Raw genomic sequence first — 21,359 nt, 5'->3', positions numbered from 1 at the left:
GCCGTTTTGACTGCCATAACAAGAGGGAGGCCATTGGCCTCCCTCTTCTCATCTGCATGCCGATCGGCGGATTAGCGTTTGCGCCAGACGGTCAGCTGCGCCACCGTATGCTGGTATTTGCGGGCGGTCTCGCGGATGACGAAGGGCACATCCCGGGGCGGGCAGTGCTCCTCGAACTCCGCCGCCAGCAGCCGTTGCAGCGCCTGATAGGTGGTGAGCGCCTCGCCGTTTTCACGAATGCCACCGAGCCAGTTGGCGGGTGGGGTATATTCCGCCAGCCAGGTGTAGGGGCTGGTGAGCACCAGCAGGCCACCGCTGCGCAGCCGGGGAGCTATGTCCCGCAGGAAGCGGGCGGGCTCCCGCAGCCGGTCGATCAGGTTGGAGGCGAGCACCAGATCGTAGTGGTCATATTTGGGCTTGAGGTTGCAGGCATCCCCCTGACTGAAGTGGATGCGCTCAGCCTGACTCGCCCCCAGCCCGTGGCTCGACAGGCGCGCCTCACAATACTCCACCAGTTCACCCTCCAGCGGAATGGCGTAGCGGAAGCTGTCCTGATTGGCGAGGGCCAGCGCCACATCGATGAAGCGGGCCGAGTAGTCGACCCCGTCCACATGCTGGAAGTAGCGGGCCAGTTCGAAGCTGGCGCGGCCGGTGGCGCAGCCGATATCCAGCGCCCGCTGGTGGTTGCTGCACAGCTCGCCAGCAAGATCAGCAAGCGTCTTGGCGTAGTTGGCGACCCCGAAGTGGCTCGGGCCGTACTGGAAGTCGAGGTACTGAGCGACCAGCGTGTCGGTTTCATAGGGATTCACGATAACGGGTTCCTGATAACGGGAGACCAGATAGCGGAAACCCGCATGCTGGAAGAAGTGACGCCGGAAGGCGTAACGGGATGATTTGAGCGCTTCGTTACCTGTGCTGATCCAGCTGCCGCCCTTGATCAGGGTGTGCTTGCCATCAAAGGTGGGGGTAGAGAAGTCGTCGTAGAGCGGGTGGATTTTAAAGCCGTCGAAACCATCGATGGCGGTGCTGGTCCACTGCCAGACATTGCCTACCAGATCGAAGAACTCCCCTTGCGGGCAGGCATCCACCGGGCAGGAGGAGGCAAAACGGGCCAGATTGATATTACCGGGGGCTTGTGTCCAGTCCGGCTGATCGCCGGGTAGCTGCTCGCGCAGCAGCATCCACTCCGCCTCGCTCGGCAGCTGGATGGGGAGTCCGGTCCGGGCCGCCTTCCAGCGGCAGAAGGCAGCCGCCTCCAGCTGGTTTACCTCGACTGGCCAGTCCCAAGGCATGGCGACCAGCTCGGTCATCAGCCGCAGTTGCAATTGTTCGGGCTCGGCGGGGTCACCCACCCAGAAGGTGGGCATCTGCGCCTTGGCGTACTGGCACCAGCCCCACCCCTCCTCATCCCACCACTGTTGCTGGCCATAGCCCCCCGCCTGGACGAAGGCGAGGTACTCGGCATTGCTCACCAGCATGCGGCTGGCCTGAAACGGGGCCAGCTCGATGTTGCGCTCGCCATATTCGTTGTCCCAGCCGTAGGTGGCGTCCTGCTTGCCAAGGCTCACCTTGCCGCCAGCCACCGGCAGCAGGCTGTTGGCGGGCACCTGATCAATACGGTGGCGGGCTTCGGTACAGGCGGGCCAATAAGGCTGCGGCCGCACCCAGGCGAGCGGCAACTGGCGGATCAGCACGCTGGAGGTCTCGAGGTGGATGCGCTCGTGCTCTATCCCCATCAGGATCACCCAGGCCGGGCTCTGCCAGTCGATGGGCAGAGTGAGCGGCATCTGGCGAATAAAATCGCACACCAGCGAACGGACTTTGGCTCGATAGCTGCGCAGCTCGGTGACTTTTGGCCAGTCGTAGTGGGTCTCGTCCAGATCATCCCAGCTCATCTCGTCCACCCCGATGGCGACCATGGCCTCGATGCGGGCATCCAGCCGCTGATCGATCAGGCGTGCCGCTAGCAGCTTGTTGATAAAGAAGGCGGCGGTGTGGCCGTAGTAGAAGATGAGCGGGTGGCGCAGCGGGATCGCCTTGTTGAACCAGGCCCGCTCATCGATCAGACAGTCGAACAGCGAGTCGTAGAGATCGAAGGTCTGGCAGAAGTAGGCGAGCAGTTCGCGCCGTTTCTGCTCGGGATCGCTGCCGGTCAGCAGCGGGGTGCGAGTCGGTTCCGGCAGACCGGTGGCGGTGGCATAGAGAGGGCTTGCTTGGGTCACGCTCTGGCTCCTTGTTGGCAGTGAAGACTGACAAGACAGTGGTAATGACATTACCGCAATGGAGAGCTTGGTACGCACGAAGTACCACTATTGGCTCAACAGACCGGCAGGGCAATTAAAAACTTCCACGGGCTGTCAGCATAGTGACCGGCAAGGCGACCCGCCAATCAGCCACAATCATATCCGTTCGAGAATGGTTATTTTCACCAAAATATGGTCTAAATGGCTCTCCGAATTCTTCGGTTTGTTCTGGGTTTAATGGTTATTTCCTTTTGAATCATTAAGTTAATTTTTGGCTCACGCTTTGCAAAGCATGAAAACCAATTGGCCCTGGATGGCCAACACATAAGGAGGAGAGTAGCGATGAAATGGATGATGGTTGTCATGTTGATGGCGGGGCTCAGTGGGTGTCACTGGCTGGATCAGACCAGAGTGACCGGAACGGGGGCTGTGGTCGAGCGCCAGCAGGTGCTCGGTGACGGGGTGACCCGGGTGCTGGCGGGTGTGCCTGCCACCCTCCATCTGGTAGCGGGGGAGCCGCGCGGCATCCTGATCAAGGGGCAGGAGAACCTGCTGCCCTATCTGGTGCTGACCGAGAGCGGCGACAAGCTGGAGATCGAGGTGAAGGAGGGTTACCGGCTCGAGCCTACCGAGCCGCTGGAGCTGACCATCACCTTGCCGGTGTTGAACGAACTGGCATTGGCCGGGACCGGCAACGGCGATCTGAGCGGCTTCAAGGGGGATTCGCTGGTGCTGTCGGTGGCCGGTACCGGTGACATCGTCGCCAGTCAGCTGGAGCTGAAACGGCTGGAAGGGAATATCGCAGGCACCGGCAGTCTGGAGCTGGGCAGCGGTTCGGCACAGGCCATCGAGCTGAACATTGCCGGTGCTGGCGATGTGCTCGGGAGCGAGATGCGCGGCAAGGAGGTAGAGGTCAATATCGCCGGCAGCGGTGATGTGGCGGTGCGGGCGCAGGAGACGCTGAAAGTCGGCATCGCCGGCTCAGGTAACATCGCTTATTGGGGCGATCCCAAGGTGGAGCAGCAGATCGCAGGCTCCGGCGGCGTGACCCGAGCGGGCAGCTGATATCAACCGATCACCACAACTGAAACAGGCCCGCAACGGGCCTGTTTTGATCAGAGGTGGCGGGCGTGAAAGCGCAGGTGCGCCTCGATAAAGCTCGCCACGAAGTAGTAGCTGTGGTCATAGCCCTCGTGGCGGTTGAGCTCCAGCGGCCACTCCTTGCTGGCGGCCACTTCGGCCAGCGCATCGATATGCAGCTGCTCGGCCAGGAAGGGGTCGTCCAGCCCCACGTCCACCAGGGTCGGCAGGGGCGGGCTGTCGTGGTGGCGCAGCAGCTGGCAGGCATCCCACTCCTGCCACAGCAGGGGGTTGTTGCCGAGGTAGGCGCCGAGTGCCTTCTGGCCCCAGGGGCAGCGGCTCGGGTGGCTGATGGGGCTGAAGGCCGACACGGATCGGTAGCGGCCGGGTTCGCGCAGGGCGGCGATGAGGGCGCCGTGGCCCCCCATGGAGTGGCCGCTGATGGCGCGTTTCGTCGAGACCGGGAAGTGGGTCTCGATGAGCTCGGGCAGCTCCCGGGTAACGTAGTCATACATCTGGTAGTGATCCCGCCAGGGGGTCTGGGTGGCGTTGACGTAGAAACCCGCCCCCATGCCGAGGTCGTAGCCCGGATCGTCCGGGATCCCCTCGCCGCGTGGGCTGGTGTCCGGCGCCACCAGGGCGATGCCGAGTTCGGCGGCCACACGCTGTGCCCCCGCCTTCTGCATGAAGTTCTCGTCGGTGCAGGTGAGGCCGCTGAGCCAGTAGAGCACCGGGACTTTCTGGCCGGTGAGGGCCTGGGGTGGCAGGTAGATGGCGAAACGCATCTCGCACCCCAGCACATTGGAGCGGTGGCGATACTGCTTGTGCCAGCCGCCGAAGCTCTTGTTGCTGCTGATAATCTCCAGATTCATGTAAGGACTCCTTGCCCCGCCCATGCATCGATGGGCGGGGCGCTCATGGGATCAGTAGTGGATGACGGTGCGGATGCTCTTGCCTTCGTGCATCAGATCGAACGCCTCGTTGATCTGCTCGAGGGGCATGGTGTGGGTGATGAAGTCGTCCAGGCGGAACTCCCCCTTCATGTAGCGCTGTACGTAGCTCGGCAGTTCGCTGCGACCGCGCACCCCGCCGAAGGCGCTGCCGCGCCACACCCGGCCGGTGACCAGCTGGAACGGACGGGTGCTGATCTCCTGGCCCGCGCCGGCCACGCCGATGATGACAGACTCGCCCCAACCCTTGTGGCAGCACTCCAGCGCCGCGCGCATCACCTTGACGTTGCCGATGCACTCGAAGGAGAAGTCGACGCCGCCGTCGGTCATCTCGACGATCACCTCCTGGATGGGCTTGTCGAACGTGTTCGGGTTGATGCAGTCGGTGGCGCCCAGCTTGCGGGCAAGCTCGAACTTGCTCTCGTTGATGTCGATGGCGATGATGCGGCCGGCCTTGGCGAGGCGGGCGCCGATCACGGCGGAGAGGCCTATGCCCCCCAGCCCGAAGATGGCGACGCTCTCACCCTCCTTCACCTTGGCGGTGTTCATCACGGCGCCGATGCCGGTGGTGACGCCGCAGCCCAGCAGGCAGACCTCTTCCAGCGGGGCGGCCGGATCCACCTTGGCGATGGAGATCTCCGGCAGTACCGTGTATTCGCTGAAGGTGGAGGTGCCCATGTAGTGATAGATGGGCTGGCCGTCCTTGGAGAAGCGGGTGGTGCCGTCCGGCATCAGCCCCTTGCCCTGGGTGGCGCGGATCTTCTGGCACAGGTTGGTCTTGCCGGATTTGCAGAACTTGCACTCGCCGCATTCCGGGGTGTAGAGGGGGATCACGTGATCGCCGACCTTGACGCTGGTGACGCCCTCGCCGATGGACTCGACGATGCCGCCACCCTCGTGGCCCAGGATGCAGGGGAAGACCCCTTCCGGATCTTCACCGGAGAGGGTGAAGGCATCGGTGTGGCAGACGCCGGTGGCGACGATGCGCACCCGCACTTCGCCCGCCTGGGGCGGCATGACCTCGACCTCTTCGATGGAGAGGGGCTGACCCGGTCCCCAGGCGATGGCGGCCTTGCACTTGATGCTCTGAACCTGTGCCATGAATGACGTCCTCGTAGTGGTTGGATGAACGGAAATGAGTTCGGAGATCCAGTGTAGTTTTCCGCCGATTTGGTGATAATAACGCTAAGTATCAAATCACTTTTACACACAGGTAATAATGTTCGGCTGGGAAGGGGTCTGTGAATTTGTCAGCGTGGCGGAGCAGGGGGGCTTCACCCCGGCCGCGCGCAAGCTCGGGGTGTCGGTGGCCCAGGTGAGCCGCCAGGTGGCGCAACTGGAGGACAGGCTGCAGGCCAAGCTGCTGCTGCGTACCACCCGCCAGGTGCGTCTCACCGAACTCGGGGAGATCTATTTTCGCCACTGCCGCCAACTGCTGGACAACCTCTACGAGGCGGAGCTGGCGGTGGGGCGCCATCAGGCGGTGCCGCAAGGTTCCTTGCGCATCACGGCCCCGGTCTCCTACGGCGAGAGCCGCATCGCGCCCCTGGTGAACGACTTCATGGTGCGCTTTCCCCAGCTGGAGGTGACCCTGAACCTCACCAACCAGCTGCTGGATCTGGTGCACGAGGGGTACGATCTCGCCATCCGTCTCGGCCACCTCAAGGACTCGACCCTGGTGGCCCGCAAGCTGGCGCAGCGGGTGCCCTATGTGTGCGCCTCGCCGGCCTACACCGCCCGTCACGGCATGCCCAACAGCCTCTCGGAGCTGGCCCGTCACACCTGTCTGGTGGGCAACGGGGACGAGTGGCACTTCACCCTGAACGGTAAACCCCACAGCGTGCGGGTGCGCGGCCTGCTGCAGTGCAACAGCGGCCACGCCCTGCTGGATGCGGCCATCAAGGGGATCGGCATCATCCAGCTGCCGGACTACTACGTGAGCGACCACCTGGCCCGGGGGGAGCTCATCGAGCTGCTGCCGGAGCTGCGGGCCCCCGAGGAGGGGATCTGGGCCCTCTATCCCCACAACCGCCACCTCTCCCCCAAGGTGCGGCTGCTGGTGGACTATCTGGCCGAGCGCCTCAGCGACCCTCACCAACCGGCGCTGGTGATGCCGATAGGCTAGGGCGCTCCCCGCCAGTTGACTCACTGGCGGCGTGCGACCGGTGCGATGGCCTGAAAATAAAAGAGCCCTTGAGGAATCAAGGGCTCTTTCGCAGGCAACAACCGGATAGTCAGCGACCCATCACTCGATGTTTTGGATCTGCTCGCGCATCTGCTCGATAAGGACTTTCAGCTCGACGGCGGACTGGGTCACTTCGGCATTGATGGACTTGGAGCCCAAGGTGTTCGACTCGCGGTTGAACTCCTGCATCATGAAGTCGAGACGACGACCGCAGGCGCCACCTTTCTTCATGATCTTGTTGGTTTCGCTGATGTGCATCTCCAGACGATCCAGCTCTTCGGCCACGTCGATCTTCTGGGCCAGCAGCACGATCTCCTGCTCGATGCGGGCCGGGTCCAGCTCGACCTTGGCTTCGGCCAGACGGTCGGTGAGCTTCTGGCGCTGCCACTCGATGATCTGCGGCAGGTGGACGCGCACCTTCTTCACTTCCACCTGAATACCGGCCAGACGCTGTTCGATCAGCGCCTTGAGGTTGGCCCCTTCGCTGGCGCGGGAGGCGAGGAAATCTTCCATGGTTTGGTCAAAACCGCCGAGCAGCTCGGTGGCGACCGCGTCCATGTCCTGTTCGGCGGCAGCCATGACACCCGGCCAGCGCAGCACGTCGACCGGGTTGAGCTGGCCCTGGCCCGCTTCTTTCATTACCCAGCTGGCGCTGTCGATGATGAGCTTGGCCAGCTCTTCATTGATGTGCAGCTGGCTGGCCGCGGCCTGAGCGGCTTCAAAACGCAGGTTGCACTCCACCTTGCCGCGCTGCAGCTTGGCGCGGAAACGCTCACGCAGAACCGGTTCCAGGCTGCGCAGTTGCTCCGGCAGGCGAATGTAGGTTTCCAGATAGCGCTGGTTGACCGAACGAATTTCCCAAACGGCTGTGCCCCAGTCGCCCTTGAATTCCTTGCGGGCGTAGGCGGTCATGCTGTGAATCATTGATTGTTCCGGGCTTGATGAAGTGTGCGGCCAGTATACTCAGCCCGGCCCTGCTCGTCAGCCGATGCCGTGGTTTTAGCGGCTGATATTTGGGGCGGGATCACTTATAATCCCCCGCCAATTTGAGCCAGCCCAGAGGTCCGTTCCATGTCACGTCCAAGCGATCGCAGTGCCGCGCAACTTCGCCCGGTTACCATTACCCGCAATTTCACCAAACATGCAGAAGGCTCAGTGCTGGTGGAGTTCGGTAACACTCGCGTGCTCTGCACCGCCAGCGTCGACACCAGCGTGCCGCGCTTCCTGAAAGGGAAGAATCAGGGCTGGGTGACTGCCGAATACGGCATGCTGCCGCGCTCCACCCACTCCCGGATGAACCGCGAAGCGGCCTCCGGCAAGCAGAGTGGCCGCACCCTGGAGATCTCCCGTCTGATCGCCCGCTCCCTGCGCGCGGCGGTAGACCTGACAGCGCTGGGCGAGCACTCCATCACAGTTGACTGTGACGTGCTGCAAGCCGATGGTGGCACCCGTACCGCCTCCATTACCGGTGCCTGCGTGGCGCTGGTGGATGCGCTGAACTGGATGGTCGAGAAGGGCATGATCAAGCAGAGCCCGCTCAAGCAGATGATCGCTGCCGTCTCCGTCGGCATGTATCAGGGCGAAGCCATCTGCGATCTGGAGTACATCGAAGACTCCGCCGCCGAGACCGATATGAACGTGGTGATGACCGAAGATGGTCGCATCATCGAGGTGCAGGGCACCGCGGAGGCCGAGCCCTTCACCCATGAGGAGCTGCTGGAGATGCTGGCGCTCGCCAAGGGCGGCATCGCCGACATCATTGCGCTGCAGAAGCAGTCGCTCTCCTGATACCAGGACCTGTTGATGTTTCGGCACAAGTCGCGTTGCAGTGTCAAAGGATGCCAGGCTAGGCGCAGGATGCCGCCAATGGTTATTCCCTTGGCAAGTCCTGCAACAACGCATGGCATCCTTTGCCACGCAACCCGTAGGGACGGGTCTGTTTTTGTGCATAACGTCGTTATTCGATGCCTCGTTTGGATTACCAAACTTCGCATCTCATGCCTAGTTCTGCGCAAAAACCGACTCCGTCGCGGCTGTGACGAAGCGTCAACAGATCCTGCAAACGCGGCATTGACCGCGTTTTTTTATACCCCCACACAAGACAACGACAAGCCAAGCAAGGAGCCAGAATGAAAGCCTACCAGCGTCAATTTATCGAGTTCGCCCTGGAGAAACAGGTCCTCAAATTCGGTGAATTTACCCTGAAATCCGGTCGTAAAAGCCCCTACTTCTTCAACGCCGGTCTGTTCAACAGCGGCCGCGATCTGGCCCGTCTCGGCCGCTTCTATGCCGCCGCTCTGATGGATGCCGGTATCGAGTTTGATGTGCTGTTTGGCCCGGCCTACAAGGGGATCCCCATCGCCTCCGCTACCGCCGTGCAGCTGGTGGAGCAGCACGATGTGGACGTGCCCTGGTGCTTCAACCGCAAGGAGGCCAAGGATCACGGCGAGGGCGGCAATCTGGTGGGCAGCCCGCTCAAGGGGCGCGTCATGCTGGTGGACGACGTCATCACCGCCGGCACTGCCATCCGCGAATCCATGGATCTGATCCAGGCCAACGGCGCCTCGCTGGCTGGCGTACTGATCGCGCTGGACCGTCAGGAGAAGGGCAAGGGCGAACTCTCCGCCATTCAGGAAGTGGAGCGTGACTACGGCGCTCACATCATCGCCATCATCCAGATGAGCGACTTGATCCAGTATCTGGAAGAGAAGCAGGCCGAACAGCCGGAGCTGGCGGCGCAACTGGCGGCCATGAAGGCTTATCGCGCCCAGTACGGTATCTGAGCTCCGCTCGCACCGCGCAATAGCTGAATGCGGCGCCCGTTTGTTCTCTGGCAGCAAACGGGCGCCGTTTTTTTCATCTGCAAAAAGTGGATCATGTGGCTTGAGCTTGCCCTTACAGTAAAGGTTAGGGTTTGCCAGTCGGCGTTTTGTTGTGCCGACGGGTTCCGGGGAGGAACAACATGACCACTCATCTTCAATCACCCATTCATCTGCAGTTGCCGCTCAGCGGCATGAGCTGCGCCAACTGCGCAGGCCGCATCGCGACCGCCCTCAACAAGCTTGAAGGGGTCGAGGCCACCGTCAACTTCGCGCTGGAGCAGGCGGCCATCGAGCTGGCCAGCCCCGATCGCCTGCCTGCGGTGCTCGACAGCATCAAGAGTCAGGGTTACGACTACGGCAGCGAGACCTTTTTGTTCCAAATTACCGGCATGACTTGTGCCGGTTGTTCGGCTCGGTTGAACAAGATGCTGGCCGCGCTGCCCGGCGTTATCTCGGCCGAGGTCAATTTCTCTATCGAACAGGCCCGCATCGTACTGGTCCCCGGGATGCAGACGCCCGCCGCTTTGCGCGAGCAGATCGAGGCGCTTGGCTTTGGCGCCCAACTGGCACAGGGTTCGGCCAGCGGCCGCCGCCAGCAGTTGCTGGAGCGCGAGGCGCAGGAGGCCGCCACTGCCCGTCAGGCGCAGACCCGGGTCATCGTCTCGGCTTTGCTGACCCTGCCGCTGCTGGTGGGGATGCTGGCCATGGCCGGGTTGTTCCCCTGGCATCTGCCCGCCTGGCTGGAGCTGGTGCTCGCCACCCCGGTGCAGTTCTGGATCGGTGCCCGTTTCTATCGCGGCGCCTGGCTCGCCATCAAGAACCGCGCAGCCAATATGGATGTGCTGGTGGCCACCGGCACCAGTGCGGCCTACTTCTACAGCCTCTATCTGCTGTTGACGCTGGGGATGGCTGCCAGCGGCAAGCTCTATTTCGAGGCGAGCGCCATCATCATCACCCTGATTTCTCTCGGCAAGTTGCTGGAGGCACGGGCCAGACGCAGCACCCAGTCCGCCATTCGCGAACTGATGGCGCTGCGGCCGGAAACCGCCACCGTCTGGCGTGGCGAGAGCTGGCAGAGCGTCGCCATCGACGAGGTGCTGCGCGGTGATCGGCTGCGGGTGCTGGTGGGTGAGCGGGTGCCGGTGGATGGCAAGATCCTGAGCGGCGCCAGCGAACTGGATGAGTCGATCCTCACCGGCGAGAGTCTGCCGGTGCCGCGCAGTGCGGGCGACAAGGTGCTGGGCGGAGCCATCAACCGCTCCGGCGTGCTGGAGATCGAAGCCACTACCGTGGGGGAGGACTCCAGTCTCAGCAAGATCATCGCATTGGTGGAGAGTGCCCAGATGGGCAAGGCTCCGCTGCAGCAACTGGTGGACAAGGTTTCTGCCGTGTTCGTACCGGTGGTGATGGCCATCGCCCTGTTCACTCTGCTGGTGTGGTACGCCATCAGCAACGACTTCGGTCAGGCACTGCTGGCGGCTGTGGCGGTGCTGGTGATCGCCTGTCCTTGCGCGCTGGGGCTGGCAACGCCGGCGGCCATCGTCACCGGTACCGGAGTGGCGGCGCGCCACGGCATTCTGATCAAGGATGTGGATACCCTGCAGAAGGCCCACGCCATCAAGGCGCTTATCTTCGACAAGACCGGCACGCTCACTCAGGGCAAGCCGGTGCTAGCCAGCTGGAGCGGCAATGACGAGCAACTGCGCCTCGCCGCCGCCCTGCAGCAGGCGAGCGAACACCCGCTGGCGCTGGCGATGCGGGAGGCCGTCGGCACAGAAGTGGCGTTGCCCCAGCCGGAGGCGGTGGAAGTGCGGGTCGGTGCCGGTATTGTCGGTCAGGTGGCGGGTCACACAGTCGCCATCGGTAATGGCTCCCTGCTGGCCCAGCTCGGCATTGATCAGCCGCAACAGGATGAACAAGCCGCCGATGGGGCGACCCGGGTTTGGGTGGCCATCGACGGCGTGGTGGCCGGCATCGCGGCGCTGGCCGATACCCTGCGCCCCGAGAGTCCGGAAGCCATCGCCACCCTGCGCCAGCGCGGCATCGCCAGCTGGCTGGTGAGCGGCGACGCGCAGGCCCCCGTGGCCCATATCGCCGCCAAGCTGGGGCTGGACGGGGCCTTCGACTCCGTGTTGCCAGCGGGCAAGGTGGAGAAAGTGGAGGCGCTGCGGGCGCAAACCCGCGGGCTGGTGGCCATGGTGGGGGACGGGGTGAACGACGCCCCGGCGCTGGCGGCGGCGGATGTCGGTATCGCCATGGGCTCCGGCTCCGACGTGGCGATGGAGACCGCTTCCATCACCCTGATGCGATCCGACCCGCGGCTGGTGGCCGATGCCATCGACATCTCGGCGGCGACCTGGCGCACCATACAGCAGAATCTGTTCTGGGCCTTCGTGTTCAACATCATCGGCATTCCGCTGGCGGCGCTGGGCTACCTGAGCCCCGAGCTGGCGGGGGCGGCCATGGCCCTGAGCAGCATCACCGTTTTGAGCAATTCCCTGTTATTGAAACGCTGGCAGCCCAAGGCGGCGCACGGGCCAGCATCCAACCCGATCAGTAAGGAGGCATAAATGAACATCAGCAAGGTTGCCAAGGCCACTGGGCTGACCGCCAAGACCATCCGTTATTACGAGAGCATTGGCCTCATCACAGCCCCGGTACGCAGTGACAACGGCTATCGCAGTTACACCGAGGGGGCGCTGCGCGAGCTGCGTTTCGTCAAGCGGGCGCGAGAGACCGGCTTCAATCTGGAAGAGTGTCAGGAGCTGCTGGCGCTCTATCGGGACGAGCACAGAACCAGTGCCCAGGTGAAGAAGCTGGCGCAGGAGAAGATCGTCGATCTGCGGGCTCGCATCGCCGGGCTGCAGGCCATGCTTACCTCCCTGGAAGGGTTGGTTTGCTGCTGCCACGGGGATGAAAATCCCGAGTGCCCGATCCTCGACGAATTGGAGAAGGGGTGAGCAAGGACTCACCTGCCAGCGCAGAAGAAATCGTTATTGATTGATTAACTTCTTAATAAGCGGCGCTTTATTGTTGCGGGTCAGGGGGTAATGGTAGACTGCTCGGCTCTTGTACAGGAGTACTCAGTTGACCCAGAGTGTGACACGCCAGGTTAAGCAGGCCATTATGGCCCAGCTCTATACCCATGCATCGTTCAGTCTCCCCTGTTTGGGCGTGTTGGCATTTGGCTGGAGTCTGCTGTTTCACGACTATCTACCCGCCATCGAAGCGCTCGGTTGGCTGGCAGGCACTTTCCTGTGGCTGCTGGGTCGGGGCTGGCACCTGCGCTGGCGTCGAGCCCGCCTGCACCAGACTCCGTTGCCGGTGCTGGAGCGGGAGCTCTTTATCGGAGCCACCATCACCTCCATCATCTGGGCCCTCGGGGTGCTGCTCTACATGGACAAGCTGCCCGATACCTACCGGGCCGCCATGATGATGCTCTCCAGCCTCATTCTTACCGGCAGCGCCATCATGCTGTTTGGCAGCCGCCGCACCCTCTATGGTTCCGCCCTGCCGCTGGGCATGGCGATGCTGTTCGAGCTGGGCAACGGTAACGAGCAGGAGCGGATTGTCTCCTGCATGCTGGCGGGCTATCTGTTTGTCTTTCTGCCGACCCTGCTGCGCCGGATGCGGCGGGATCAGATCGCCTCGCTCCACCACCGTTTCTCCAACGCCGAGCTGGTTGCCGAACTGAAGGCTGTCTCCGAGCATTTGCGCCTCACCTCTCGCCTCGACGGCCTGACCGGCATCGCCAACCGTGCCCATCTCGACGACTCTCTGGAGCGCGCCTGGCGGCGCTGCCATCGCGCCCGGGCGCCGTTGTCACTGGTGCTGGTGGATGTGGATTACTTCAAGCAGTTCAACGATCTCTACGGCCATCAGCTGGGGGATGACTGCCTGCAACAGGTGGCGGGGCTGCTGGCCGAGGTGGAGCGGCGCGAGGACGATCTGGCGGCCCGTTATGGCGGCGAAGAGTTTGCCTTGCTGCTGCCCTGCACCGGCATGCAGGGGGCATTGCAGGTGGCGGACAATGTGCGGCAGGCGCTCAAGGAGCTGGCCATCCCGCACCAGAAGTCACTGGTCTCCGGTCGGGTCACATGTAGTTTTGGTGTTGCGACACTGATACCGGACAACAGCATGAAAATCGCCGATTTGATCCAAAAAGCGGATGCGGCCCTGTATCAGGCCAAGCATAATGGGCGGGATCGAATCGAAGTAGCCTTGATGGGTAAGGTTGCCTGAATTTAACGTGACAGATTAAAGAGGTTGTCTATGCAATGTCATCGTATCGAAGAGCTGCTGGAGTTGTTGCAGCCTGCCTGGATCAAGGAACAGGATCTCAGCCTGGTGCAGTTTGTTGCCAAACTGGCCCAAGAAGCGGGATTTGAAGGGCCTCTGTCCGAGCTGACTGACGACATGCTGATCTATCACCTCAAGATGCGGGAATCCGACAAGCAGGCGATGATCCCCGGTCTGGCCAAGGATCATGTGCCCGATTTCAAAGAGGCGCTGCTCAAGGCTCGCGGAATCAAGTGAATCTTTAGCGGAAGCGCATCACCTCGTGGTGATGCGCTTTTTTGTTGCCGAAAATTGCGATCCAACCCCAATATTAGATACATCTAATCCACACAATTAGCATGCTGTTTAAGATATAATCCGCTCCATAACAAATAAGGGAGCGATGTCTTGCAATGGCCGACCACGATAAAATCGATATCAAGGACGTCACCGACAAGGGCGTAACCGGGACCTTCAACCCCAATACGTTCAAAGCCAGCGACGACAGATTCAACCCGGGCAACCGCATCTATGTGCGGGCCCAGAAAGGGTATTGGCAGCGGATGCGCAAGGCCATGGGCTGGTTCTTTGTGGCGCTGTTCGTGCTGCTGCCCTGGCTGCGTTACGACGGGCGACAGGCGGTGCTGTTCGACCTCGGTCACCAGCAGTTCCATATCTTTGGCGCCACCATCTGGCCGCAGGATCTGACCCTGCTCGCCTGGCTCTTCATGATCGCCGCCTTCGGACTCTTCTTTATTACCACCTTCCTCGGTCGGGTCTGGTGTGGCTATCTCTGCCCGCAGACGGTCTGGACCTTCATGTTCATCTGGTTTGAAGAGAAGCTGGAAGGGCCCGCCAACAAACGGCGCAAGCTGGACGAGGCGCCCTGGAGCGGCGAGAAGCTGGCTCGCAAGGGGGCTAAGCATCTGGCCTGGCTGGCGATCTCGCTGGTGACCGGCCTGACCTTCGTCGCCTACTTCCAGGATGTGACTGAACTGGTGCCGGATCTCTTCACCCTGCAGGCCAGCGGATGGGTGCTGTTCTGGGTGCTCTTCTTCACCATCATCACCTACGGCAATGCAGGCTGGATGCGTGCCATCATGTGTATCCACATGTGCCCCTATGCCCGCTTCCAGTCCGCCATGTTCGACAAGGACACCTTCATCGTCGGCTATGACACCAAGCGTGGCGAGACCCGTGGCGCCCGCTCCCGCAAGGCGGATCCCAAGGCGATGGGATTGGGTGACTGTATCGACTGCGATCTCTGCGTGCAGGTTTGCCCGACCGGTATCGACATCCGCGATGGCTTGCAGTACGAGTGCATCAACTGCGGCGCCTGCGTTGATGCCTGCGACCAGACCATGGAGCGGATGGGCTACCCGAAAGGGCTCATCAGCTACACCACCGAGCACAAGCTGGCCAACGACTCCACTCATGTGGCGCGGCCCAAGCTGATTGGTTACGGGCTGGTGATGGCGGTGATGCTGGGAGTCTTTGTCTACAACGCCATGTCCATCATGCCGATGGGGCTCGATATCCTGCGGGATCGCAACCAGCTGTTCCGCGAAAACAGCGAGGGGCTTATCGAGAACACCTACACCCTCAAGATCCTCAACAAGACCCTGCAGTCCCAGACCTACCAGCTGGATGTAGAGGGCTTGCCCGAGTATCAGTGGTTCGGCCCCCGTGAAGTGACCCTGAAGGCGGGCGAGATCTACACCCTGCCGGTCAGTCTGGCGGTCGATCCCTACAACCTGAAACGGCCGGCGCTGGATATCCAGTTCGTGCTGAAACGGGAGGGGGCGGCGCCCGATGACAGCAAGGGCAACCTGCGCCAGGGCAGCAAGTTTATCAGCCGGTTGTAACTGCGTGTGGCTGCGGGCGGGGCGTGACACCAGTCCGGTCACCAGCGAGCACGGCAATGCCGGTCAGTAGTGATAGAATGGGGCGCAACGGCGCCCCTTTCTTATGGTGGATGACATGCGTTTCAACTATTCCGACCTCAATCCCGACCTCATCATGGATGCGCTCGATCTCAGTGGCCTGCGGCTCGACTCCGGCCTTATCGAGCTCAACAGCTACGAAAACCGGGTCTACCAGTTTCAGGATGAGGATCGTCGCCGCTATGTGGTGAAGTTCTACCGTCCCGGCCGCTGGAGCCGGGCCCAGATCCTCGAAGAGCACGAGTTTGCCACCCGCCTTGCAGAGGCTGAGATCCCGGTCGCCGCACCGCTCGCCTTCGCGGGCGAGACCCTGCTGGAGCACGAGGGCTACCCCTTTGCCATCTGGCAGAGCGTCGGTGGCCGCCAGTTCGAGGTGGATAACCTCGACCAGCTGGAGTGGGTGGGGCGTTTCCTCGGCCGTATTCATCAGATCGGCGCCAGCAAGCCGTTTCACCATCGGGTGCGGCTCGATGTGGAGAGCATGCTGCACGAACCGCGTCAGCTGCTGGCGTCTGGCGAGTGGCTGCCAAGCGGGCTGGCGAAGCAATTCTTCGGGGTACTCGATGAGCTGATCAAGCATGTCAGCGACGCCATGACCCTGGATGTGGCGCAGATCTCCCTGCATGGCGACTGCCACCCGGGCAACATCCTCTGGCGCGATGGCCCCATGTTTGTCGACCTCGATGATTGCCGCACCGGCCCCGCGATTCAGGATCTCTGGATGATGCTGAGCGGCGAGCGCCACGAGCAGCAGATCCAGCTCGATACCCTGCTGGCGGGCTACGAGGAGTTTATGGAGTTCGACTCGCGGGAGCTGGCGCTGATCGAGCCGCTGCGGGCGATGCGCATCGTTCATTACATGGCCTGGCTGGCACGGCGCTGGGAAGATCCTGCCTTCCCCCGTCACTTCCCCTGGTTCAATACCGATCACTACTGGCGTCAACAGATAGCGACACTGCACGATCAGCTGGAGGCACTCAAGGCGCCACCGTTGAGCCTGATGCCAAACTGGTGAAATAGAAGGGATCTTGCGCGGCAAGGGGGACTCGATCTCCGGCCCTGACCATTGACGTCAGCATGGCGAAACAATAGGCTTGGCACTGCTTCGGTTCGCCGGGCGTGCCTCACAGTGATCCCTTAACAGGAAACATCATGAAAAAAGTTCTATTTTTCCTTGCTGCCATGCTGATGATCCCCATGGTTCACGCCGCCCCCGAGTTCAAGGAAGGCGTCAACTACGATGTGGTCAAACAGACTGGCAGTGCCCAGCCGGAAGTGATGGAGTTCTTCTCCTACTACTGCCCGCACTGCGCTACCTTCGAACCGATCGTTGAACAGTTGAAGGCCGGGTTGCCAGAGGGTGTGCCCCTCAAGAAGAACCCGGTTGCCTTCCTCGGCCGCGAGATGGGCCCCGAGATGCAGCGTGCCTACGCCGTTGCCAGCCTGCTCAATGCCGAAGCCAAGCTGACTCCGGCCATCTTCACCAAGATCCACACCCAGCGTCAGCCGCCGATGAGCCGTGACGACGTGAAGAAGATCTTCGTGGACAACGGCGTACCGGCTGAAGAGTTCGACGGTGCCGTCGACAGCTTTGCCGTCTCTGGCATGGTCTCCCAGTTCGATCGCAACACCGAGAGCTACAACATTCGCGGTGTACCGGCCTTCCTGGTGAACGGCAAGTACATGGTGAAGATTGAATCCATCACCTCTCAAGAGCAGTTCAACAAGCTGGTGCAGTTCCTGCTGGCCAAGAAAGACTGATACCCCTTGAGTCGATAAAAAAGCCCGCCGGTGCGAACCGGCGGGCTTTTTGTTTTCTGGTGTTCGGGAAGATCAGACCCCGACGTGGAACGCCTGTTTGAGGTTGCGGATAAACTCCGCATCCCGGCAGAGGGTCTTGCCTGGGCTGTCGGAGATCTTGGCGACCGGGCCGCCATTGCACTCGATCAGCTTGAAGACGATGTTCATCGGGCTGACACCGGGCAGATCGCAGGTGAGCTTGGTACCGATGCCGAAACTGGTGTTGATGCGGCCACGGAAGTGGCGGAACAGCTGCACCGCCTTGTCGAGGTTGAGCCCGTCGGAGAAGACCAGGGTCTTGTCGGTGGGGTCGATGCCAAGGCGCTGATAGTGGCTGATCGCCTTCTCGCCCCACACCACGGGATCGCCGGAGTCGTGACGCAAGCCCTGATAGCTGCTGGCCAGCTCGAAGTCGAAGTCCCGCAGGAAGGCATCCATGGTGATGCAGTCGGTCAGGGCGATACCGAGATGGTCGGTGAACTCGTCCAGCCAGCTGGTGAGGGCAGCGCGTTGGCTGTGCTCCAGCGGGAAGCCGAGCTGCTGGTGCGCCTGGAACCACTCATGGGCCTGGGTGCCGACCGCGGGCAGCTTGTACTTCTGGGCCAGCATGTAGTTGCTGGTGCCGCGAAACGCCGGCAGCCGCTCCTTGAGGCGACCCACTACCGCATCCTGTACCGCGTGAGAGAAGCGGCGGCGGGTGCCGAAGTCGATGAGGTTGAACTCGCTCATCTCATCGCTGCTCAGCTCCTTCTCCAGCTTGTCGATCTTCTGATCGAGCCGCTCCAGTGCGTGGCTGACGCCGAACTGGGGATAGCGGAAGCGGTTGCGCATCTCGCTGATGATGGCGAGCACCGGGATCTCCCACAGGATCACATCCTGCCAGGGCCCCTCGACCCGCACATTGATGCGGCCATCCTGCTCGAACACCTTGAGCAGGGAGGCGTCGAGCGGCTTGCGGCGCAGGTGGTCGAGGTAGTCAGGGGTGAAGAAGGGGCGCTCGGCCAGAAAATCGAGCTCTGGCCTAGTCAGTCGCAGGGAACCGGCGAGGCGCAGTTGCTCCTCGATCTGCCCCATCATGGGCAGCAGATCCTCTTCATTGCGGCTGTGAAACTCGGCCACCACCTCGGCATCCGGATAGCGATGGAACACCGCCTGCTGCATATGCAGCTTGTAGGCGTCGGTGTCGAGCAGGCTGGTAAGAATCGGTGGCATATCAGGCTCCCCGCAGGCGGGCGAACGCCAGTTGCATAGGTAAATTGCAGGCGCCGCTATCGGACAGGCTGGTGAGGATGAGGGGCATATCAGGCGTCCAGCAGGCGTTGTACATCGATCAGGGTCTGGGCCAGTTCGGCGCCAGCCTCGATCATCTGGGTGTGGGCGCTGGCAACCGTCGCGGGTGCAATGCCACGGCAGGCATCGAGATGGACGATTACCCGGAAACCGGCGCGGCGCAGTTGCAGCACGCTGGTTTTGACACAGTAGTCGGTGGCGAGGCCGCCGACCAGTACGGTATCGACCTTGCGGGCTTGCAGGAATTCGATGAGTCCGGTGCTGCGCCGTTCGGCCAGGTCGTGGAAGCAGGTGCCGTAGGGATGGAGATCCGGTTCGACCCCCTTCCAGACGAAGAAGTCATAGTCGATGGGAGCGGGCAGGCCGTCGAGCAGCTCGAAGCCCTTGCTGCCCGGTACGCAGTGCACCGGCCAGGTGAGGTCGGCGTTGGGCAGATCCAGCGGCAGCAGCATGCCAGCGGGGTCAGAGACGGCCCAGTCGGCATTGGCAGGGTGAGAGTCCTTGCTGCCGATCCGCAGCGTGGCGAGGGTGGCCTGAGCGTTGAGCGCAGCCACAATATCATCACCGCCCGCGACGGGCAGTTCGTTCGGGCAGAGGGGGGTAAAGCCCTTCTGCGCATCAATATCCAGGCTGGCGACGGTTCCCATGATTGGCTCCTGCACATACTATTCGTGTGATATTATCTACCAAACATTAATGGAAGGCGAGCAGGGCGATCGGCATGCTGAGAATGAGTCTGGATATGGTGGTGCTGCGGTTGCATGAGGAGCGGCTCGAGCTGCTGCTCGAGACCCGCGATCGCCCCCCCTTTGCCCATTGCTGGCAACTGCCGGCGCTGCGCATCGACGAGACCCGGGATCGGGATCTCGATGCCGCCCAGCGCCGTCTACTGGCGGAGTGGGGGCTTGGTCACTGCTACAGCGAGCAGGTCTGCACTCTCGGCAATCTGGAGCGGGATCCCCGCGGCTGGTCCACGACCCTGGTCTATCTCTGTCTGGTGGATCCGGAAGTGGAGGCGATCCACGGTTGCTGGCATCCGCTCGCCAACCTGCCGGGGCTGAGCCTCGCCTTCGACCATGTCCAGCTTATCGCCAAGGGACTGGAGCGGCTGCGGATCAAGAGCCGCTACAGCACCCTGCCGCTGCAACTGCTGGGGCCCGAGTTCACCCTCTCCGAGGTGCAGCGCGCCTTCGAAATCATCCTGCAAACACCCATGAATACGGCGGCATTTCGCAAGCGGATCCATCGCGCCGACATTCTGGTAGATACCGGCCGCAAGCGCACCGGCAAACAGCGTCCTGCCATCCTCTACCGGCTGGAGAGCCCCTGCTGCGTGATGTTCGATCAGGTGATGCACGGAGCGGAAGCATGAGTGAGACCGGTGTGCACAAGGTGCTGGTGAGTGCCTGCCTGCTGGGTCAGCCGGTGCGTTACGACGGTCAGAGCAAGGGGATCGTCAGCGACTGGCTGAGTGCGCTGGGAGCCGAAGGACGGGTGCTGGCGTTTTGCCCCGAAGTGGCGGGCGGTTTGCCGACCCCACGCCCCCCTGCCGAGCGACAGGGCGAGCGCGTAGTGACGGCGAGCGGGATGGATGTGACCGCCGAGTTTGATCGCGGCGCCGAGCTGACCCTCGCGCTCTGTCAGGCGCAGGGCATTCGCTTCGCCTTGCTGAAAGAGGGGAGCCCCTCATGTGGCAGCGGCCGTATCTATAACGGCCGCTTCGAAGGTGTTTCTGTGGCGGGCGAGGGCAAGACCACTGCTCTGCTGCGCCGCCACGGGATTGCAGTCTTTTCCGAAGATCAGTTGGCCGAGTTGGCTTCTGCGCTTTCTTTGGATTCCTCCCCGGATTTGGCGGCAACCGGCAGCGGTGACTGACCGCTCTGCCACCCCTCCAGCACCTCGTCCTTCTCCTGCCAGCGCTGGTTTAGCCACTCCTGAAAACCGCGTTTGAACTGCTTGTCGTTGAAGTAATCTCCTATCAGCTGTTCATTCACCGGCAGCTCCTCAATCCGCACCTGAATGCGTTTTACCCGCCCCATCAGGAAGTCCTTGAACGGAGTCTCGGCGTTGTCCGGATAGCGGATGGTGACGTTGATCAGGCTGTCGAACTGTTCGCCCATGGCGGCCAGCGTGAAGGCCAGCCCCGCCGCCTTGGGCGGCATCAGGTGACGATAGCGGGAGCGTGATGCGTCCCGTTTCTGCTCGGTGAAGCGGGTCCCTTCCACGAAGTTGATGACGGTAGTGGGGATGTGGCGAAACTTCTCGCAGGCGTTGCGGGTGGTCTCGATATCCTTGCCGCGCAGGTGCGGGTTCTTCAGCAAAAACTCCCGTGAGTAGCGGCGCATAAAGGGCATATCGAGCCCCCAGCAGGCGAGCCCCAGCAGCGGGATGTAGATGAGCTCGTGCTTCATAAAGAACTTGGGCACCGGCAACCTATCCCTGAACAGGTGACCGAGCACCACGATATCGGTCCAGCTCATATGGTTGCTGATGATGAGATACCAGCCATCCTTGCGCAGTCGGGTGTTGTCCTCCACCTGCCAGTCAATGCGGGTAGTGAGGCGGATCACCAGCGCATTGCAGGCCAGCCACAGGCGCATGAAGCGGTTGTTGAGCCGGCTGCAGGCGCGGCTAAAGGCCGGGATCGGCAGCAACAGTTTGGCCAGCGACACCAGCAGGATCAGACTGGCGCACAAGGCGGTGAAAAGGATGGTCAGGCCCGCGCTGATGATCAGCACCAGCGGGCCGGGAAGCAGGGATAGCATGAA

At 62.0% G+C, this 21,359-nt stretch carries 20 protein-coding genes; 13 read left to right on the top strand and 7 right to left on the bottom strand.

Going from position 1 to position 21,359, the window contains the following annotated elements; all coding sequences use genetic code 11:
- Positions 1 to 71 precede the first annotated feature (71 nt).
- Positions 72 to 2,222 carry a 5-histidylcysteine sulfoxide synthase gene (gene ovoA, locus G5182_RS08650; RefSeq protein ID WP_227341740.1) on the bottom strand — a complete coding sequence of 717 codons (2,151 nt, stop codon included), beginning with the start codon at positions 2,220 to 2,222 and terminating at the stop codon, positions 72 to 74.
- Between the two features lie 363 nt (positions 2,223 to 2,585).
- On the opposite strand from ovoA, the gene G5182_RS08645 reads away from it, so the two are divergent.
- A complete protein-coding gene (locus G5182_RS08645) occupies positions 2,586 to 3,308 on the top strand; it encodes a head GIN domain-containing protein (protein WP_421254331.1) in 723 nt (240 codons plus the stop codon).
- A 50-nt stretch (positions 3,309 to 3,358) separates the two neighbouring features.
- On the opposite strand, the gene fghA is transcribed toward G5182_RS08645, so the two are convergent.
- Positions 3,359 to 4,195, bottom strand: a complete 837-nt coding sequence (fghA, locus tag G5182_RS08640) for an S-formylglutathione hydrolase (RefSeq protein ID WP_421254330.1) — start codon at positions 4,193 to 4,195, stop codon at positions 3,359 to 3,361.
- A gap of 51 nt (positions 4,196 to 4,246) precedes the next feature.
- Positions 4,247 to 5,374 carry an S-(hydroxymethyl)glutathione dehydrogenase/class III alcohol dehydrogenase gene (locus tag G5182_RS08635; RefSeq protein WP_421254329.1) on the bottom strand — a complete coding sequence of 376 codons (1,128 nt, stop codon included), beginning with the start codon at positions 5,372 to 5,374 and terminating at the stop codon, positions 4,247 to 4,249.
- 118 nt (positions 5,375 to 5,492) lie between these two features.
- On the opposite strand from G5182_RS08635, the gene G5182_RS08630 reads away from it, so the two are divergent.
- The gene (locus tag G5182_RS08630; protein WP_421254328.1) at positions 5,493 to 6,398 is read left to right on the top strand and encodes a LysR substrate-binding domain-containing protein; all 906 of its coding nucleotides are present in this window, start codon (positions 5,493 to 5,495) and stop codon (positions 6,396 to 6,398) included.
- 120 nt (positions 6,399 to 6,518) lie between these two features.
- Here the strand turns inward: G5182_RS08630 and G5182_RS08625 are convergent, their stop codons facing one another.
- Positions 6,519 to 7,382, bottom strand: coding sequence for a YicC/YloC family endoribonuclease (locus G5182_RS08625; RefSeq protein ID WP_005342032.1), 864 nt, complete (start codon positions 7,380 to 7,382; stop codon positions 6,519 to 6,521).
- A 147-nt stretch (positions 7,383 to 7,529) separates the two neighbouring features.
- Here G5182_RS08625 and rph point away from each other — a divergent pair, with 147 nt between their 5' ends.
- The 9 genes from rph to G5182_RS08580 all read left to right on the top strand — a co-directional run bounded on the left by rph (position 7,530) and on the right by G5182_RS08580 (position 17,262).
- Entirely contained in the window at positions 7,530 to 8,246 is a 717-nt protein-coding gene (gene rph, locus G5182_RS08620) for a ribonuclease PH (RefSeq protein ID WP_005339589.1), read from the top strand.
- Positions 8,247 to 8,587: 341 nt separating this feature from the next.
- Positions 8,588 to 9,241, top strand: coding sequence for an orotate phosphoribosyltransferase (gene pyrE / locus G5182_RS08615; RefSeq protein ID WP_139460235.1), 654 nt, complete (start codon positions 8,588 to 8,590; stop codon positions 9,239 to 9,241).
- A gap of 179 nt (positions 9,242 to 9,420) precedes the next feature.
- Complete coding sequence (locus tag G5182_RS08610) at positions 9,421 to 11,850, top strand: heavy metal translocating P-type ATPase (protein ID WP_227341743.1); 2,430 nt, start codon at positions 9,421 to 9,423, stop codon at positions 11,848 to 11,850.
- Positions 11,851 to 12,240 carry a Cu(I)-responsive transcriptional regulator gene (gene cueR, locus G5182_RS08605; protein WP_005356117.1) on the top strand — a complete coding sequence of 130 codons (390 nt, stop codon included), beginning with the start codon at positions 11,851 to 11,853 and terminating at the stop codon, positions 12,238 to 12,240. It abuts the gene before it with no gap.
- Positions 12,241 to 12,367: 127 nt separating this feature from the next.
- Positions 12,368 to 13,522: a GGDEF domain-containing protein gene (locus G5182_RS08600; protein WP_005339596.1), complete on the top strand. Its 1,155-nt coding sequence runs from the start codon at positions 12,368 to 12,370 to the stop codon at positions 13,520 to 13,522.
- Between the two features lie 30 nt (positions 13,523 to 13,552).
- A complete protein-coding gene (locus G5182_RS08595; protein ID WP_005339598.1) occupies positions 13,553 to 13,816 on the top strand; it encodes a YihD family protein in 264 nt (87 codons plus the stop codon).
- Positions 13,817 to 13,971: 155 nt separating this feature from the next.
- Positions 13,972 to 15,423, top strand: a complete 1,452-nt coding sequence (gene ccoG, locus G5182_RS08590; protein ID WP_005356121.1) for a cytochrome c oxidase accessory protein CcoG — start codon at positions 13,972 to 13,974, stop codon at positions 15,421 to 15,423.
- 103 nt (positions 15,424 to 15,526) lie between these two features.
- Positions 15,527 to 16,516, top strand: coding sequence for a serine/threonine protein kinase (locus tag G5182_RS08585; protein WP_040095068.1), 990 nt, complete (start codon positions 15,527 to 15,529; stop codon positions 16,514 to 16,516).
- Between the two features lie 137 nt (positions 16,517 to 16,653).
- On the top strand, positions 16,654 to 17,262 hold the full coding sequence (locus G5182_RS08580; protein ID WP_005339604.1) for a thiol:disulfide interchange protein DsbA/DsbL: 609 nt from the start codon (positions 16,654 to 16,656) through the stop codon (positions 17,260 to 17,262).
- A 72-nt stretch (positions 17,263 to 17,334) separates the two neighbouring features.
- Here the strand turns inward: G5182_RS08580 and pncB are convergent, their stop codons facing one another.
- Together pncB and G5182_RS08570 are read right to left on the bottom strand one after the other, a co-directional pair.
- Positions 17,335 to 18,513, bottom strand: coding sequence for a nicotinate phosphoribosyltransferase (pncB, locus tag G5182_RS08575; RefSeq protein WP_005342020.1), 1,179 nt, complete (start codon positions 18,511 to 18,513; stop codon positions 17,335 to 17,337).
- An 89-nt stretch (positions 18,514 to 18,602) separates the two neighbouring features.
- Positions 18,603 to 19,238 carry a nicotinamidase gene (locus tag G5182_RS08570; protein WP_005357452.1) on the bottom strand — a complete coding sequence of 212 codons (636 nt, stop codon included), beginning with the start codon at positions 19,236 to 19,238 and terminating at the stop codon, positions 18,603 to 18,605.
- Positions 19,239 to 19,312: 74 nt separating this feature from the next.
- Between G5182_RS08570 and G5182_RS08565 the strand changes: the two genes are divergently transcribed.
- A complete protein-coding gene (locus tag G5182_RS08565) occupies positions 19,313 to 19,963 on the top strand; it encodes an NUDIX hydrolase (protein WP_005339607.1) in 651 nt (216 codons plus the stop codon).
- A complete protein-coding gene (locus G5182_RS08560) occupies positions 19,960 to 20,466 on the top strand; it encodes a DUF523 domain-containing protein (RefSeq protein ID WP_227341744.1) in 507 nt (168 codons plus the stop codon). Before G5182_RS08565 ends, G5182_RS08560 begins: the two co-directional genes overlap by 4 nt.
- Here the strand turns inward: G5182_RS08560 and G5182_RS08555 are convergent.
- Positions 20,391 to 21,356: an acyltransferase gene (locus G5182_RS08555; RefSeq protein WP_227341745.1), complete on the bottom strand. Its 966-nt coding sequence runs from the start codon at positions 21,354 to 21,356 to the stop codon at positions 20,391 to 20,393. The genes G5182_RS08560 and G5182_RS08555 overlap by 76 nt on opposite strands.
- Positions 21,357 to 21,359: the final 3 nt, after the last annotated feature.

The organism is Aeromonas sp. 600948, from assembly GCF_049174875.1.
GTDB classification, from domain to species: Bacteria; Pseudomonadota; Gammaproteobacteria; order Enterobacterales; family Aeromonadaceae; genus Aeromonas; species Aeromonas veronii_A.
The sequence above is the reverse complement of the archived record's forward strand: the minus strand, read 5'-3'. Positions and strand labels throughout refer to the sequence as shown.